Here is a 16,158-nt window from a genome sequence, read left to right on the forward strand (position 1 = left end):
GTGAGGAAACTTTTACTAGCAGTCCGAAGGAGGTTTTTTTGTGGAACAATTACAGGCACAGTCTCGTGAAAAAAAGACAGGCAATGCTGTAAAGGTACTGCGCAATGAAGGTTGGGTTCCCGGTATTATGTACGGCAGCGAAGTGGGCAATAAGCCGATTCAGGTCAAAGGAAGAGAGCTGGATGCGGCCCTGCGTCACCAGGCGACGAACAAGCCATTCCGGTTGAGTGTAGACGGTGACACGCACGATGTCATGGTTTATGAGCTGCAACGGCATCCTTTGCAGGGGAACATTTTGCATGCAGATTTTAAGAAGATCAATATGAATGAAAAAATACACACGTCCGTTCCTGTCCTCATGACAGGAGATCCGGAGTTGGGTGTGGCTACCCTTATCCGCCACAGTGTGGAAGTGACGTGCTTGCCAGGTAATATACCAGAGTCGTTCCTGGTAGATGTCGACGGGTTCAATATCGGCGATGTCGTTTTGGTAGCGGATCTGACGGTCCCACCAGGAGTGGAGCTGGGGCTTGATTCCACGGAAGTGCTGATCAGTGTCTTGCCGGTTAAGGCCAAGTCCGAAGAATCGATTGATGCGGAGCAAGAAGCAGAGGCGGTGGCCGAGAAAGCAGGAACCGCAAACGAATAAAGTCATGGCATAAAAAAAGAAGGGCGAGGTGATTTCATCTCTGCCCTTTTCCTTTTGTTCACGTAACCATTCGAGTACAATGGGGAGAGAGTAGGAGGGAATAAGCGTGAAAGTCATAATAGGATTGGGTAATCCAGGCAAAAAATATGAAGACACCAGACATAATGCTGGCTTTATGGCCATAGATAAGATTAGCGACAAATGGGGAATTCCTGTTACGCAAAACAAATTTCGTGCACTCGTGGGCGAAGGCCGAATCGAAGGCGAGAAGGTACTGCTGGTGAAGCCGCAGACGTACATGAATCTCTCCGGTGAATCGGTAGCGGAAGTCCTCAAGTTTTACAAGCTGATTCCGGACGATCTCGTCGTCATCTACGATGATCTTGATTTGCCGACTGGACATCTTCGTCTGCGAGAAAAAGGCAGCGCTGGTGGGCACAACGGCATCAAGTCGATGATTCAGCATTTGGGCACACAGGAGTTTAAACGAATCAAGGTCGGAATCAGTCGTCCTGAACCAGGGCGTAGCGTCAGCGACTATGTTTTGAATACGTTTCCAGTGGCGGAAAGACCCGACATTCAAGAAGCAGTGAGCTTGGCTGCTGATGCATGCGCCATGTGGACAAGAGAGTCGTTTTTAAAGGTCATGAACCATTACAACAGCTTGAAGAAGTAGTATGATTTCCCACCCAATCGTCCATACTAACCGATAGGAACAGTATGGGGGTGGTATGTGCATGAGCATACGCTATACATGTCGTTGCTGCGGCATGAAGATTGCAGAATTTGACGAATCGCAAGTAACAGAAGCGCAGCTCGGGTTTGATTCCTTGACCCCGGAGGAACGTGCTCTTATAATATCGAGAGAACAAAGTGGAGATACGGTCGTCAGCATCACGTGCGACTATTGCCGTGAAGCGCTGATTCAGCATCCAGAGCTTTCACTAGTCGGAAACCCACTTCAATAAGTGGATACGCATTAGGAAGGCTTGCACTGACAAGGCCTTAGCTTGGGGAGCTAAGGCTTCTTTTCGCATGGCTGACCTACGGTTGTTGTGAACGTAAGCGAGGCTCTGATTTTAGTTGACAGAAGAATTAGAGAGGGGATTAGTGAATGCAAGTCATCATTAACCCGATGAAACAGGACACGAACGTCGGGACAATCGTGGCTGGTTTGGAGAAGGGGCTACATGAGCAGCTTGTCTCTGGCTTAGCTGGTTCCGCCCGGCAAGTATTGATGGCGTCATTGCAACAAATGGCAGATCGTCCGGTCTGCGTAGTGACGCATAACATGTACCAAGCACAAAAAGTATACGAAGATTTGATCGAGTTGGTTCCCTCTGATCAGGTGTTGCTTTATCCCGGTAATGAGCTGATTGGCTCTGAGCTTGCCATTGCCAGCCCGGAAATGCTGGCGCAGCGAATCCATGTATTCAACCGTCTGGCCCAAGGCTTTACGGGTTTTTTGGTTGCACCATTTGCTGGCTTGCGTCGCTTGGTCGTTCCCCCGCAGGTATGGAAGGAAGCGCAAATTCAGTTGTCCGTCGGTGATGAGCTCGATATCGAATCCTTTTTACTCCGATGTATTGAGCTTGGCTATGAGCGAGTGGACATGGTTGAGCGCAAGGGAGAAATGAGTATTCGCGGTGGAATTATCGATCTGTATCCGATCGATTCGGAGTGGCCAGTTCGGATTGAGCTTTTCGATGTGGAGATCGACTCGATCCGTACGTTTGACATGCTCTCCCAACGATCATTGGAATCCGTTCAGACGTATATTCTCGGTCCGGCAAAAGAAATGATCGCTTCAACGCCGTTATTGCAGGAATCGGCTGTTCGCTTAGAACAAAAGCTGGGGGAAACCCTCGCCAATTTGAAGGATGGGGCTGCTAAGGAAAAAGTCATGGAGCGAATCGGCTCTGATGCGGAGAGAATGAAGCAGGGACAGCGTTTTGCACAGCTTTATTCATACATCTCTGTCATTTACCCGACCGGTGATACATTATTGTCCTATATGCCTTCCGATACCTTGTTGATCGTTGATGAGCCTTCCCGTGTGTTGGATACGGCAGCACAATTGCAAAAAGAAGAAGGGGAATGGCTGACAGGACGCATCATCCAGGGCGAATATATGTCCAATCTCAGCCTGTCGCGCACGTACGACGAGATCGTGTCGACGAAAAAGCGCCAGATCGTTTACCTCTCCCTATTTTTGAGACAATCACCGAAGACCCAGCCGCAAAACATCGTAAATCTGACTTGTCGTACCATGCAAAACTTCCACGGGCAGATGAACGTACTAAAAACAGAACTGGCTCGTTGGAAGAAGTCCCAGGATCAGATCGTCTTTGTCGCAGCTGATTTGGAGCGTGCGAAGCGACTGGAGCGTGTCCTGCATGACTACGAAATGGAAGCGGATGTTTTAACAGAAGCAGTGGAAACGGTGCCTCCTGGGCGTCCTACAATCATTTTAGGAAACCTCCAGACAGGCTTTGAGCTGCCGCTAAACAAGCTGGTTGTTATTACGGAAGGTGAAGTATTTACCGCGAAACAGCGCAAGGCACGCAAAGTTCAACAGACGATGAACAACGCGGAGCGTATCAAAAACTACCTCGAACTCAAGCCTGGTGATTTCGTCGTCCACGTCAATCACGGGATTGGAAAATACCTCGGAATTGAAACCAAGGAAATTCTCGGAATTCATAAAGATTACCTTCATATTCAATACGCCGCAGGAGACAGTCTGTTTGTTCCGATTGATCAAATCGACCATGTGCAAAAGTACGTGGCGAGCGAAGAGGCACAGCCGAAGATATACAGCTTGGGTGGCAGCGAGTGGAAACGCGTCAAAAACAAAGTCCAGTCATCTGTAAAGGATATCGCCGAAGATTTGATCAAACTGTACGCAGCCCGCGAATCGGCTGTCGGTCATACATTCTCTCCAGACACGACGGAGCAGCGTGAATTTGAGGCGATGTTCCCGTATCAGGAAACGCAAGACCAGCTCCGCGCGATTTCGGAAGTGAAAGCGGACATGGAGCGTAAACGTCCGATGGATCGCCTCGTTTGTGGGGACGTGGGTTACGGGAAGACAGAGGTTGCGATTCGTGCTGCCTTCAAGGCTGTCATGGACGGAAAACAGGTAGCCGTTTTGGTTCCTACTACGATTCTGGCTCAGCAGCATTACGAGACGTTCCGTGAGCGTTTTGCGGAATATCCGATCCGCGTGGAGGTATTGAGTCGATTCCGTTCGCGCAAAGAGCAGAATGCCACACTAAAAGGACTGAAGGAAGGCACAGTCGATGTCGTCATCGGTACGCACCGTCTGCTTTCCAAAGACCTGACATTCCGCGAGCTTGGTCTGTTAATCGTAGACGAGGAACAGCGCTTCGGTGTGAGCCACAAGGAAAAGCTGAAGCAGATCAAAACGAATGTGGATGTCATGACTCTGACCGCTACGCCGATTCCACGTACCTTGCACATGTCGATGCTCGGTGTGCGTGATTTGTCTGTCATCGAAACGCCGCCAGAAAATCGTTTTCCGGTGCAGACGTATGTGATGGATTACAGCCCTGCTCTCGTTCGCGAAGCGATTGAGCGTGAGATGGCTCGTGATGGGCAAGTGTTCTTCCTCTACAACCAAGTACAAGGAATCGAACAGATGGCGGAGCAGATATCTATGCTCGTTCCTGACGCACGCATCGCTGTAGCCCATGGGCAGATGAACGAAAGCGAGCTGGAAGGCGTCATTCTCGACTTTTTGGAAGGGAATTTTGACGTATTGGTCAGCACGACAATTATTGAGACTGGGGTGGACATCCCGAACGTCAATACGCTGATTATTTACAATGCAGATAAGATGGGCTTGTCCCAGCTATATCAGTTGCGTGGACGTGTAGGTCGTTCCAATCGAATTGCGTACGCTTACTTTACGTATCAACGGGACAAGGTGCTGACAGAGGTAGCGGAAAAACGTCTGCAAGCCATCAAGGAATTTACCGAGCTCGGCTCTGGTTTCAAGATCGCGATGCGAGACTTGTCCATTCGTGGAGCAGGTAATTTGCTGGGGGCCGAGCAGCATGGTTTTATTAATACGGTCGGATTCGACTTGTACAGCCAGATGCTGAAAGAGGCCATTGATGAGCTGAAGGGCGAAGTCAAACAAGAAATTGTCACACCTGTGGAGATCAATCTGCAACTGGATGCCTATATTCCGTCGATGTACATTACAGACAGCCGACAAAAAATCGAGATGTACAAAAAGTTTGTCGCGGTGTCTACCTTGGAAGACGTCGACGATTTGGCGGAGGAGCTGCTAGACCGTTTTGGACCAGTTCCGAAGCCGGTTGATAATCTGTTGACCATTTCCCGTTTGCGTGTGTATGCCCTGAAGCACCACATCACTGAAATTAGCCAAAAGAATCCAGACGAGATTAAATTGTTCCTGCACCCTAGTCAGAACAACAACATCGATGGTGGAGCTCTGTTTGCGCTTACCAGTAACTGGAGCAAGAGGGTTGGGCTGTCGGGTGGACAACAGATCACGATTGCTGTTAAAGTAAAGGGGTTAAAAGAAGATGAGGGCGTGCAGTTGGTTGAAAAGCTGCTGCGTCAATTTCACCAGGTGCGAAGAGACACCGGTACGGAGAGCCCTGTGTCTTAACTGACAAAATGGGCTTGCCCGGGAAGGGAGAACCTTATTTATGAAACGTTCTGTAGCGATTCTATCTTCGGCTGTTCTGGTCGTGGCACTCATGACTGGTTGCGGCGGAAAAGCAGAAGAAGCGAAACAAGACTCAAAAACTCCAGCGAATCAGACAGATGGCAGCAATCAAGCTGCTAATGATCCTTTGGTACAATTCCCTAAACTCACTCTGCCTTACACAGCCGACCAGAAAGCTGTCATTGTAGAGTATCAGGGGGGAACTGTAACAGGAAAAGAGTTCGAAGAGTTCCTGCGTGTTATTAACTTCATGAACCCACAACAAGGCACCATGATTGAAATGGCTGATAGCAACACACTGAAAGCTTATTCGCGTGAGTATACAGCTACCAAGGTTTTGGCTGGCCGTTCTGACGATGCCATGAAAAAAGAGTCCAAAGAACTCGCTGAGAAAACCTTCGAGAAAATCAAAACGCAGTACATGGGCTTTTTGGGCAAGGATGAAGCTCAGTTCAACAAGCTCATGGAAGGCCAAGGCGTAACGAAGGACATGATCGTCAATCAGATGGACCTGATCAACCAGTCCATCAATGTGATGAAAAAGAATATCGACGATGCTACGCTGAAGCAAACCTATGATCAAATGGACAAAGCTTCCCGTACCGTTGCTTCTGTTCGCCACATCCTGATCTCTACCGAAAAGCGCACACCAGAAGAGGCGTTAAAAATCTCCAACGACTTGGTAGCACGCCTCAAAAAGGGTGAAGACTTCGCGAAGCTGGCAACAGAGTTCACAGATGACCCAGGCAGCAAGCAGTCTGGGGGCTTGTACGAAAATGCGGATGTAACGCAATGGGTACCAGAATTTAAAGAAGCATCCCTGACGCAAAAAGTCGGTGAAGTTGGCCCGCCAGTAAAAACTGATTTTGGTTACCATATTATTAAGGTCGAGAATCGCAAAGAAAAGACCTTTGATGAGATGAAAGAACAGCTCCGCGCGAGTTCTTTGGAGAAAGCCTACGATGCTTTCGCCAAGAATGAGCTGGACAAGCTGATTACGAAATTCAACATCCCGCAGTCCAAAAATGATGCTCCGGCGAAGAAATAACAAGTCCGAAGAAAAACAGGGAATTCGTTTCCCTGTTTTTTCGTTTTCTCGCATATTCTTCAAACATGGGCAAATACTATTATCACTCGCTACCACCCGGGGGAGAGTAATTAAAGTAACTGGTAAAAATTGATACCATCACCCATAGTTAAAATTAGAATTTGAGGAAAAAATACAACTAACCTACCACCATCTATTCACTACCCACTTCTCAGGGAAAGCGAGGCAACAAGACATGAAAGCAACTGGTATCGTTCGTCGAATTGACGACCTCGGTCGGGTCGTGATTCCTAAGGAGATTCGTCGTACACTGCGCATTCGTGAGGGCGACCCGCTTGAGATTTTTGTGGATCGTGACGGAGAAGTCATTCTCAAAAAGTATTCACCGATTGGCGAATTGGGTGATTTTGCAAAAGAGTACGCGGACTCTTTGTATGAAAGCATGAATCATACCGTACTGATTTCAGACAGGGATAGTGTCATTGCTGTGGCGGGGGCCTCCAAAAAGGAATACTTGGAGAAACCAATTGGCAGTATTGTTGAGAAATGCTTGGAGGAAAGAAAGACCCGACTGGAGAAAAACACAGGCTCTTATGAAATTTGTCGTGACATGAACGAGACATATGGCTCGTTCGTCGTCGCACCGATTGTAGCAGGAGGCGATCCAATCGGGTCCGTGATCCTCCTCAACAAAAACGAGTCAACCAAGATGAGTGATTTGGAGATCAAAATGTCGGAAACAGCGGCCGGTTTCCTGGCAAAGCAGATGGAGCAGTAGAATTGATCAGCAAAAACAGCCTCGTACCCCGGGGCTGTTTTTCTTGTGCCTATGGCCTTGTGGTATAATGAACGAAGTTTTAGGTTGGAGAGGAGAAATTTCACGCACATGGCTCAAGAAAAAGCTTCCGTTCAATTTGTGAAAGGCGCGGCGATACTTGGAATTGCCGGTCTTGTCTCCAAGCTTTTAGGCGCTGTATACCGCATCCCATACCAAAACATTGCCGGAGATATCGGCTTGTACGTATATATGCAAGTATACCCGCTGTACACCGCGTTGTTGATTCTAGCGACGGCGGGTTTCCCCATTGCCATCTCCAAGATCGTTTCAGAGCGCGTCGCTGTCGGGGATGCGATCGGGGCGCGCAGGGCGTTTCGAGTTGCCAGTATATCGCTGGTCGTTCTCGGGATCTTTTTCTTCTTACTGTTATATGGTGGGGCACCTGTTATTGCCCGTATGATGGGTGATGAGCATTTGATTACCCCGCTCCGAGCAGTAGCTTGGTCACTGCCGTTGGTGCCGATGGTTGCGATCTTGCGCGGCTATTTTCAAGGGCATCAAAATATGATGCCGACTGGCGTCTCTCAGGTTGCTGAGCAGTTCATTCGCGTGATTTTCATTCTGGCTGCTGCATTCTGGGCGATGAACGTGTATCAGGACCCTTACCTGGCTGGTACAGGTGCCGTTTTTGCTGCTTTTCCAGGTGCCATTGCTGCTATTCTCGTCTTGCTTTGGTATTGGAGAGCGGACAAGAAGATGGGGCATCTGTCCATCGGTCACGTTGAGCAATCGGCAGCGCAATCATGGACCAATCGTCAAATTTTACGTCATCTCTTGACCTATGCCGTTCCGATTTGTATGGGCGCACTGGTTCTGCCGCTTGTTCCGCTTGTAGACTCGATGACCGTCGTCAATATGCTGCAATGGAGCGGTACCCCGGAGGACTTGGCCAAGCTATTGAAGGGTGCATTTGACCGTGGTCAGCCACTCATTCAGTTTGGTACGTTTTTCGCCACGTCCTTGTCGTTGGCATTAGTGCCTGCGATCAGTGAAGCTGTTGCCCAGCGTCAGCATCAATTGATCTCTCATCGTTCCGAAGTCGCCATTCGACTGACCTTCCTGTTGGGATTGCCTGCTTCCTTTGGACTGGCTCTGTTGGCGGAGCCGATCAACGTCATGCTCTACGGAGACAGCAACGGTACCGAGGCCCTCGCTGTACAGTCCTTCACAATTATTTTCGCCACAGTGAGTATTGCCAGCGCGGGGATTTTGCAAGGCTTGGGACGCGTAATGCGCCCTGCCCGCAACCTGTTTATTGGTGTATTGGTGAAGCTCATCCTCAATCTGGCGCTTGTTCCGTTCTGGGGTATCTCTGGTGCAGCAGTGTCCACTGTTTTAGCTTATATGGTCGCTATGGGACTGAACGTTCTTGCGGTAATCAAATACACGGGAGCACACATTGGATTCCGCCAAACGGTGAAAAAGCCATTTGTGTCCGTCGTGGTGATGTCGATTGTCGTGCTGATTGTGGAGTGGCTCGCGAATACTGTGCTCGGCGGTGCCGGACTTTCAAATCGCTTGTTCTATACGCTGGTAGGTTTGATTGCTGTTGGTTCAGGGGCATTGGTCTATTTGCTGGCGCTTTTGAAAACGGGTGGACTCACGAGAAACGATATTCAATTTTTGCCAAAAGGAAAGCGAATTGCTTCACTGTTAACGAAATATAAGCTCCTCCCAGCGGAGAAAGCAAGAATGAACGAAAAGGAGGCGTGACGAGTGGAAATGAAGAATAAGACCATTACCGTAGTCGGTCTTGGTGCCGGAGATTTGGACCAGCTCCCTTATGGCATCTATCGTACGTTAAAAGCTGCCAAACAGCTATATTTGCGCACGAAAGAGCATCCGGTCGTAGCCGAGTTGATAGCAGAAGGCATCGCGATTGAGTCCTTTGATGATGTATATGAGCAGCACGATACGTTTTCCGACGTATACACCGATATTGTGGAGCGGCTTTTTTCACAGGTAAACGAAGCAGGCAGTCTTGTCTATGCTGTGCCTGGTCATCCTTTGGTGGCGGAACGTACTGTGCAGCTCTTGTTGGCAGAGGGACCAAACCGTGGCGTAGAAATCGAAATTGGCGGTGGACAGAGCTTTATCGATCCGTTGTTTGCCCGCCTACATATTGACCCGATCGAGGGATTCTCTTTGCTGGATGGGACGGCGCTCGCTGCTCATCAAGTATCTCCGGGTCTGCATACGATTATCGCGCAAGTGTACGATGCTTTTGTGGCCTCTGATGTGAAGCTGACCTTGATGGAAGTGCTGCCGGACGATTACGAGGTGACGGTAGCGACAGCCGTAGGGGTAGCGGGGCAAGAAATCATTGAGACAGTGCCGTTGTATGAACTGGACAGACTCGATCATTTCGGGAATTTGTCTTTGGTGTATGTACCGCCGACGAAGGACGAGAAGGTATCGTACCGCCAATTCTCCTACTTGAAGGAGATCGTGGCGATCTTGCGCAGTCCGGATGGATGCCCGTGGGATCGCGAGCAGACACATCAAAGCATCCGCAAAAACTTGATTGAAGAGACGTACGAGGTTTTGGAGACGATCGACGACGATGATCCAGATGCAATGTGTGAGGAGCTGGGTGATTTGTTGATGCAAATCATGCTTCATTCGCAGATGGCAGCCGAAGACGGATATTTTTCGGTAGATGATGTTGTCGCGACGTTGAATGAAAAGCTGGTTCGCCGTCACCCTCATGTATTCGGGGAAAAGAGCGCGAATGATTCCGAGGAAGCGCTGGCGAATTGGCAGGAGATCAAAGCACAGGAAAAAGCAGCAAAAGGCATCGATGTAACGGTTCAATCGCAGTTGGCGGGAATACCGCGTGACTTGCCAGCACTGATGTATGCGTACAAGTTGCAGAAAAAAGCAGCCCAAGTCGGCTTTGACTGGGACGATATTGCAGACGTGTACAAAAAGGTAGAAGAGGAGTACCGCGAGATCCAAGAAGCATCAGAGGAAGAACGTGCTGGCGAGTTGGGTGATTTGCTATTTGCGGTCGTCAATCTGGCGCGCTTCCTGAAGCTCGATCCGGAGGAAGCACTCGCATTGACCAACAACAAGTTCAAGAAGCGCTTTTCCTATATTGAAGGCAAGCTGCAAGAGGCGGGTCGTACCTTCGAGCAGACAGACCTGCAAGAGATGGACAAATGGTGGGAGGAAGCCAAACATGAGACTCGATAAATATTTGAAAGTGTCTCGACTGATCAAGCGACGCACGCTCGCAAAAGAAGTGTGCGACAAACAGCGTGTGGAAATCAACGATCGCCCTGCAAAGGCGTCCAGTAACGTGAAAATCGGCGACAAGCTGGCGATCCGTTTCGGACAAAAAATCGTGTCGGTAAAAGTAGAAGACATCAAGGAAAACCCGCGTAAAGAAGAAGCGGCTTCGCTGTATACCGTCATTGGCGAAGTTCCCGTTCCGCGTGATGAAAAAGAAGAAGACGCCTACCTCAAAGGGTAATGTGCGCACGAAAAGAGACTGCCGGGATGGCAGTCTTTTTTTAGGCTTTTTTTCCAATCAGAGGATATAATGAGAGTACCTGAAGGCATTTCCGAAGGGATGTGTGCTGTATGCAACAAAACGGAGTTCGAACGGGCTACTTTTTGTCCATTTCGCTTCTGCTATCATCTATCCTGTACTTTTTTGCCTCGAACTGGCCGCTCATGATCAGGGAGCAAAAGATTGGCGTCAGCGTAGCAATCCTCGTTCTTTTTTATTTGTTATCCTATGGACTGCGTTTCATCAAACGACATACGTTTTTGAGCAATTGGCTTCTGGTGGCTGGAGGATTGGCCTTTGGCATCAGTGTGGCTTTGTTGGGGCAAATATACAATTCACATGCTGATAGCTATATGCTGTTCGTTGTATGGCTTATTCCGAATTTGCTATTCGCGATTTTGACGCGGTATCAGCCATTCTATGTCATCAGCTATGTCCTCGCTCATTTGGCGATTTACTTCTTTCTCCATCCATCCGTCATTCGTGTAGCGCGTGAAGACGAGTGGTGGTTCATGATTTTTTGGTTGATTGCGTTGGGAAATATGGTCTTATTCTGGCTAACCACGACAGGAAGACTACATTCTAAACCGATCTACTACTTATCTTTTCTGACCTTTTCCATCAGTCTTTTCTGGTCATCTTTCACGGATGTATACGGTCTGCTCCCAGAGCTTTTATATGTCCTTACCGGGGGAATCCTGTTTGTCACGTTTTTAAAATGGGTGCCGAGTCGCGGGCTTCTGATTGTGACAGCCTCGCTGCTCTCGCTGTTTGTGCTCGTTAAATTCATATCCTACATGGTGATGTATTATTCAGAAGGCTTCTTTGTTTTGATGCTGCTGCTGACCGTACTCATTATTTGGGGAGCAGTTGCAGGGATTAATTGGCTGCGCAAGGAATCAGCGTATCAAAAAAGCAAATGGGTTGTGTTTTTCCAAGAGGCATTCACGGTTCTCGTCACGACCATTGCCGCATCTATTGGAGCGATTTCGATAGCGGGTCTGCTTTTTCTGATCATGGAAGACGAAAGAGTTATTGATTTGCTGTTTTTCCTTTCCTTAATTGGCTTTATTGGCCCTGTGGTGTTTATGAGCGGGATGAATGCAACGGTACGATATACGCTGCTCACAATGGGGTATTTATTGGGTGTCGGTTCTGTTCTGTTTTTAGAAGGAGTTTACTGGATCGTTTTCCTGTTGGTACTGTTATTCGTGTGGAAAGCTGTCTCGGCCATTCCGGCGCGGCTTTTGACGCAGCTGACCTTTTTAGTCGTCCTGGCTACGAAGCTGGATGAGTATCTGCCTTCCTTTGAATATGTCCTCTTGATCATATTTGCTACGCAGTTGGCGATGCATTACGTAAAGCAATTGCCAGTCGTTTTGCAAAACAGCTCGTTGGTGTATGCCTTACTCTCGTTGTTGATCCTGACAGAGAAAGGGTTTCAGTCGGGCTTCGTGAATGTGGGAGTGAATCTGGCTTATTTCGCAGTCAGCACGTATTTGTTGTACCGGACATTGCATCAGCAAAATAAGGTGAGATTCGGAATCGTGCTCGGTTTCTGGTTTGCCTTTCTCCTCATGAAGTACTACGACATGCTATGGAGCCTGCTGCACAAGTCACTAAGCCTGCTTTTGCTCAGCCTGGTATTTTTCATCGCTACCCTGTGGTGGGATCGAAGGTCTAAAATCGAGTGGCCGAGAAGCGAGCCTTCCCTTTTTGTGAGAAAAGCGCTTGTGTTGCTTCCTGTCATTTTGCTGCAATTTGTTTTCATTGGCTATCAAGTATGGAGCAGTGAGACGATCCTGGCCAACGGAAAAACGGTAAAGCTGGAGTTAGTCCCAATCGATCCACGTTCGTTGCTGCAAGGTGATTACGTCAGACTTGGCTACACCATTTCTGCATTGGACCAAGAACAGGTTGACTCAGGGGATAAGATTCGAGTCGTACTCCGCCAACAAGTAAATGGCTTGCACAGCTACAGTGGCTATTATGAGCTCAATGGTCGATGGAATCGGGCCTACGAGCCTCAGCCATCGGATGTGATCATTAATGGAAGCACAATCGGTGGCAATCAAGTGGAATACGGCATAGAAAGCTATTTTGTCCCGGAAGGAACCGGACTTGAAGTGGAGCGGAATGCCAAATACGCTATCGTGAAAATTGGCGAGAGAGGCGATGCCATCCTGGAGAGTCTGTCGAACCAGTAGATAGTACGAAGAAGAAGCTGCCTGTGTCATCGGGCAGCTTCTTTTGCGTGAGGAAGTAAACGCTCTTTCTTTGGAACCCATGTGCAACACGGAAATATCATTCGTTACCAGTCTGTAACCCTTTCCTGCCGAACATTTCCTATCATAGTAAGGAATTGTAGAGAAGGAGGCGTTACCGTTGAAAAAAAGCGTAAACAAAGGGATCTCAGTGCTTCTGGCCACTACGGTGTTGGCAAGTCCACTGATGCTCGAGCCAAAAGCGGCTTATGCTCTCTCTATTGAGGATGTTTCTGCAGACGATTCAGATGTGGATGAGGAAACAGAATATACGATTGAGTTTGAAATCAATAAGGAATTAACGGCAGGGGATAGTATCTACGTTAGATTCCCTTCAGATTATTCGGTAGATAAAAAGCTGAGAACATCAGACATCACGCTTGAAGATGACGATGATGATGAGATCTCGATCGACAGCGTATCCGTCAGCAAAAATGTAGTTGAGATCGAAGTCGATGAAAGGATCAGAAAAGGCACTGTTCTCACATTGACTATTGATAACATCACCAACCCGGAAGACAAGGGCAGCTATGAGATCGAAGTAAAAACGAGCGAGGAAAACAGCTACAAGGGTAAAAAAATCAGCATCGGCAAATCTTCGAGCAGTAGCAGTAGCAGCAGCAAGGGCGACTTCGAGGCATCTCAGAGCAGTAAAAATGCTGAGGACGGAATCTCTTTAACGCTCGGAAAATTTAATCTCTCCTCAAAAAGCAAGCTGAAAGAGGGGAAATACATTTACGTCAATTTCCCTTCAAGGGACATGCTGCCAAAGAGCATCAGCAAGTCTGAGGTGAAGGTAAACGGGTACAAAGCAGATCATGTCTCCAATCTCGATGACGACTCCATTCGGATTGAAATTCCGAGTGGTGCAGATGGTGATAGCTACATAAAACTAGAATTCACTTCTTCAGCGGGAATAGTAAACCCATCCAAACCAGACAAGTATTATTCGTATGAAATTGAATATGACAGCAAGAAATACAAGTCAAAAGATGTAGAGATTACAGGCATAAGCAATACGCCATTCAGCGTTTCTTTGTCGGACAGTTCAGCGGGAGCACGCACGAGCTATACGTTTGAAGTGGATCTTTCCTCCAAGCTGGGATCGAACGCAGAAATCGAAGTTGAATTCCCAAGTGGAGTAACTGTTCCGCCGATTCTTACCAGCAATAACGTCACTGTCAATGGTTCTCAAGTGACGAATGTAAGCGTGTTGGGAAATAAGATTTATTTCCGCACGCCATACGGATTCAATAGCACAAATCGCGCGAGCATCAAGTTTGCCTTCGAAGGATATTTGACCGCTCCAAAAACAGCGGGAACATATACCGTGACGGCCAAAATCGACAACAAGACTTATAAGTCGAAGGAATTTCAAGTTTCCGGAGTGACTCCACCAGTCGCGGTGGATAATACATTGGCAACGGTTGGGCTGACGAGAGCGACTGCCTCTACTCCTGCTGGTATTTCCATCGGCATCAAAGCCATGGGTGCTCCGATTGTGCGCAATCAGGGCTTCATTGAAGTCGTACTTCCTGTTGGCTTCCGTGTTCCAGCCTACTTGCCAGCGAACACAGTAACGGTGAACGGTGTGGCCGCTAGCTTTGTTGGTGTGCGCGGACAAAATCTGATTATTATCCCTGCCCAGGATATTCCGGCAAAAACAGCAGCTCAGGTCAATATCGCCGAGACAGCTGGCATTGTGAATCCGGCTACGCCAGGTGTGTACAGCATCGGCGTATACAACTCCGAGGAGAGAGGCTTGCTCTTCTCTCGTCCAGCGACCATCGTGTCTCTGAATGGCGTAAGCTTCAAGCAGAACGTCGCTTCGTTTACGAAGGCTGGCAAAACCACTAAACTTGCAGTGGCACCTTATACCGTAAATGGCAACACGCTGATGCCAACTACGTTTTTCCGTGATGCCCTCGGGTTTTCGATCAGTTACACCAAAACGACAGCCAAAGTCGTGAGCGGCAATACGGTCATGCAATTCAAGGTCGGTTCAAACATAGCGACCATCAATGGCAAAAATGTAACGCTGCCTGCAGCAGTTCAGTTGAAAAACAACGTTCCTACTCTGCCTCTTAAAACCATGACGGAGCGTACCGGTTACAAAATCATCTATGTGAACGGGAACTACACCGTTTACAAGTAAGGACAGTCTGGCAACCCCGTATTTATACGGGGTTTTCTTTTGTTCTAACAGGACATCCCTCCCCATACGATAGTACAAGAAGGGTACGTGAGGAGGGAGTATCATGAACGATCACACGAGACGGCCACGTCATGAAGTCGTGATGATTAATCGTCGCAGCTTAGCGATATCGGGAGTAAAAAACGTCGAAAGCTTTGACAGCGAAGAATTCCTCTTGGAGACGGACGGCGGCTTTTTAACCATACGAGGCCAAAACCTGCATATGAAAAATTTGAGTCTGGAAACCGGAGAAGTAGCGATCGAGGGGCTCGTTCACGAGATGGCCTATCTGGAGCAAGGGCAGGCCGGCGATCGGTCGAGAGGATTCTTCGGCAAGTTATTCAAGTGAACATCGCGATCCAGTTACAGACGGTATTGGCCATGTCGACGTGTGGTGCACTGATGGGTATGGGATTCGATACGTATCATGTATTTAAGGGCAAGGCCAGACTGCCACTCTGGTTGGTCTTTTTCTTTGACATCCTTTTTTGGGTGGGCAGTATGGGCGCTGTCTTCTTGATTTTGGTGAAAGTGAATGACGGGATTATTCGGTTTCCGATATTTTTTGGAATGTTATTTGGCGCGTGGCTGTACTTCTTAATAGGTAGTAAGAAGTATATCCTTTTCTTGCACCGCGTGATAAAATTCTGTCAGTGGTTTTACCGTACGGTCGTAAAAATTATAGACATCCTGCTTGTACGTCCTGTGCTCTTTCTTTTCCGAGTGATCATCATGGTGCTGACATTTTTGTATTCCGTGTTGCTCGCGATTCTCGGCTTTTTGTGGAAAGTGACGCGTTTTGTCACCTCTCCTTTTGCCAGATGGGGTCAACATTTGGGGAAAAAAATGTATGGAAAAACAACAGGATTTTGGACCAATTGGAAGAATTGGTTTCACTCAAAGAGAAAGCGGGAGTAGATTCGAGGTG

General features: G+C 48.2%; 13 protein-coding genes. All 13 read left to right on the forward strand.

The window, feature by feature from the left end:
* The first annotated feature begins 40 nt into the window (after window positions 1-40).
* The 13 genes from AB432_RS00720 to yabQ all read left to right on the forward strand — a co-directional run bounded on the left by AB432_RS00720 (window position 41) and on the right by yabQ (window position 16,148).
* Complete coding sequence (locus tag AB432_RS00720) at window positions 41-649, forward strand: 50S ribosomal protein L25 (protein WP_048035568.1); 609 nt, start codon at window positions 41-43, stop codon at window positions 647-649.
* Window positions 650-755: 106 nt separating this feature from the next.
* Window positions 756-1,325, forward strand: coding sequence for an aminoacyl-tRNA hydrolase (gene pth / locus AB432_RS00725; RefSeq protein WP_048035569.1), 570 nt, complete (start codon window positions 756-758; stop codon window positions 1,323-1,325).
* Between the two features lie 61 nt (window positions 1,326-1,386).
* Window positions 1,387-1,617: an anti-sigma-F factor Fin gene (locus tag AB432_RS00730; protein ID WP_007726431.1), complete on the forward strand. Its 231-nt coding sequence runs from the start codon at window positions 1,387-1,389 to the stop codon at window positions 1,615-1,617.
* 146 nt (window positions 1,618-1,763) lie between these two features.
* Entirely contained in the window at window positions 1,764-5,312 is a 3,549-nt protein-coding gene (gene mfd, locus AB432_RS00735; RefSeq protein WP_048035570.1) for a transcription-repair coupling factor, read from the forward strand.
* Between the two features lie 40 nt (window positions 5,313-5,352).
* Window positions 5,353-6,420 carry a peptidylprolyl isomerase gene (locus tag AB432_RS00740; RefSeq protein WP_048035571.1) on the forward strand — a complete coding sequence of 356 codons (1,068 nt, stop codon included), beginning with the start codon at window positions 5,353-5,355 and terminating at the stop codon, window positions 6,418-6,420.
* A 235-nt stretch (window positions 6,421-6,655) separates the two neighbouring features.
* On the forward strand, window positions 6,656-7,198 hold the full coding sequence (spoVT, locus tag AB432_RS00745; protein ID WP_048035572.1) for a stage V sporulation protein T: 543 nt from the start codon (window positions 6,656-6,658) through the stop codon (window positions 7,196-7,198).
* Between the two features lie 108 nt (window positions 7,199-7,306).
* Window positions 7,307-8,971 (forward strand): putative polysaccharide biosynthesis protein, encoded by a 1,665-nt coding sequence (locus AB432_RS00750; protein WP_048035573.1) that lies wholly within the window; start codon window positions 7,307-7,309, stop codon window positions 8,969-8,971.
* Window positions 8,972-8,980: 9 nt separating this feature from the next.
* Window positions 8,981-10,453, forward strand: a complete 1,473-nt coding sequence (mazG, locus tag AB432_RS00755; protein WP_048036018.1) for a bifunctional methyltransferase/pyrophosphohydrolase YabN — start codon at window positions 8,981-8,983, stop codon at window positions 10,451-10,453.
* Window positions 10,440-10,733: an RNA-binding S4 domain-containing protein gene (locus tag AB432_RS00760; protein WP_012683879.1), complete on the forward strand. Its 294-nt coding sequence runs from the start codon at window positions 10,440-10,442 to the stop codon at window positions 10,731-10,733. Before mazG ends, AB432_RS00760 begins: the two co-directional genes overlap by 14 nt.
* Window positions 10,734-10,843: 110 nt before the next feature.
* Window positions 10,844-12,979 (forward strand): GDYXXLXY domain-containing protein, encoded by a 2,136-nt coding sequence (locus tag AB432_RS00765; protein WP_048035574.1) that lies wholly within the window; start codon window positions 10,844-10,846, stop codon window positions 12,977-12,979.
* A gap of 178 nt (window positions 12,980-13,157) precedes the next feature.
* Complete coding sequence (locus AB432_RS00770; RefSeq protein WP_048035575.1) at window positions 13,158-15,191, forward strand: copper amine oxidase N-terminal domain-containing protein; 2,034 nt, start codon at window positions 13,158-13,160, stop codon at window positions 15,189-15,191.
* 103 nt (window positions 15,192-15,294) lie between these two features.
* Window positions 15,295-15,579 carry a sporulation protein YabP gene (gene yabP / locus AB432_RS00775; protein ID WP_007726414.1) on the forward strand — a complete coding sequence of 95 codons (285 nt, stop codon included), beginning with the start codon at window positions 15,295-15,297 and terminating at the stop codon, window positions 15,577-15,579.
* Window positions 15,576-16,148 carry a spore cortex biosynthesis protein YabQ gene (gene yabQ, locus AB432_RS00780; RefSeq protein ID WP_048035576.1) on the forward strand — a complete coding sequence of 191 codons (573 nt, stop codon included), beginning with the start codon at window positions 15,576-15,578 and terminating at the stop codon, window positions 16,146-16,148. The genes yabP and yabQ overlap by 4 nt, the downstream gene beginning before the upstream one ends.
* The last annotated feature ends 10 nt before the right edge of the window (window positions 16,149-16,158 follow it).

The organism is Brevibacillus brevis, from assembly GCF_001039275.2.
GTDB lineage: Bacteria > Bacillota > Bacilli > Brevibacillales > Brevibacillaceae > Brevibacillus > Brevibacillus brevis_C.

Bases quoted from the DNA above. Each gene is read 5' to 3' on its own strand.
- AB432_RS00730 (WP_007726431.1), top strand. From the start codon at position 1,387: ATGAGCATACGCTATACATGTCGTTGCTGCGGCATGAAGATTGCAGAA.
- mfd (WP_048035570.1), top strand. From the start codon at position 1,764: ATGCAAGTCATCATTAACCCGATGAAACAGGACACGAACGTCGGGACA.
- AB432_RS00740 (WP_048035571.1), top strand. From the start codon at position 5,353: ATGAAACGTTCTGTAGCGATTCTATCTTCGGCTGTTCTGGTCGTGGCA.
- spoVT (WP_048035572.1), top strand. From the start codon at position 6,656: ATGAAAGCAACTGGTATCGTTCGTCGAATTGACGACCTCGGTCGGGTC.
- AB432_RS00750 (WP_048035573.1), top strand. From the start codon at position 7,307: ATGGCTCAAGAAAAAGCTTCCGTTCAATTTGTGAAAGGCGCGGCGATA.
- mazG (WP_048036018.1), top strand. From the start codon at position 8,981: ATGAAGAATAAGACCATTACCGTAGTCGGTCTTGGTGCCGGAGATTTG.
- AB432_RS00760 (WP_012683879.1), top strand. From the start codon at position 10,440: ATGAGACTCGATAAATATTTGAAAGTGTCTCGACTGATCAAGCGACGC.
- AB432_RS00765 (WP_048035574.1), top strand. From the start codon at position 10,844: ATGCAACAAAACGGAGTTCGAACGGGCTACTTTTTGTCCATTTCGCTT.
- yabP (WP_007726414.1), top strand. From the start codon at position 15,295: ATGAACGATCACACGAGACGGCCACGTCATGAAGTCGTGATGATTAAT.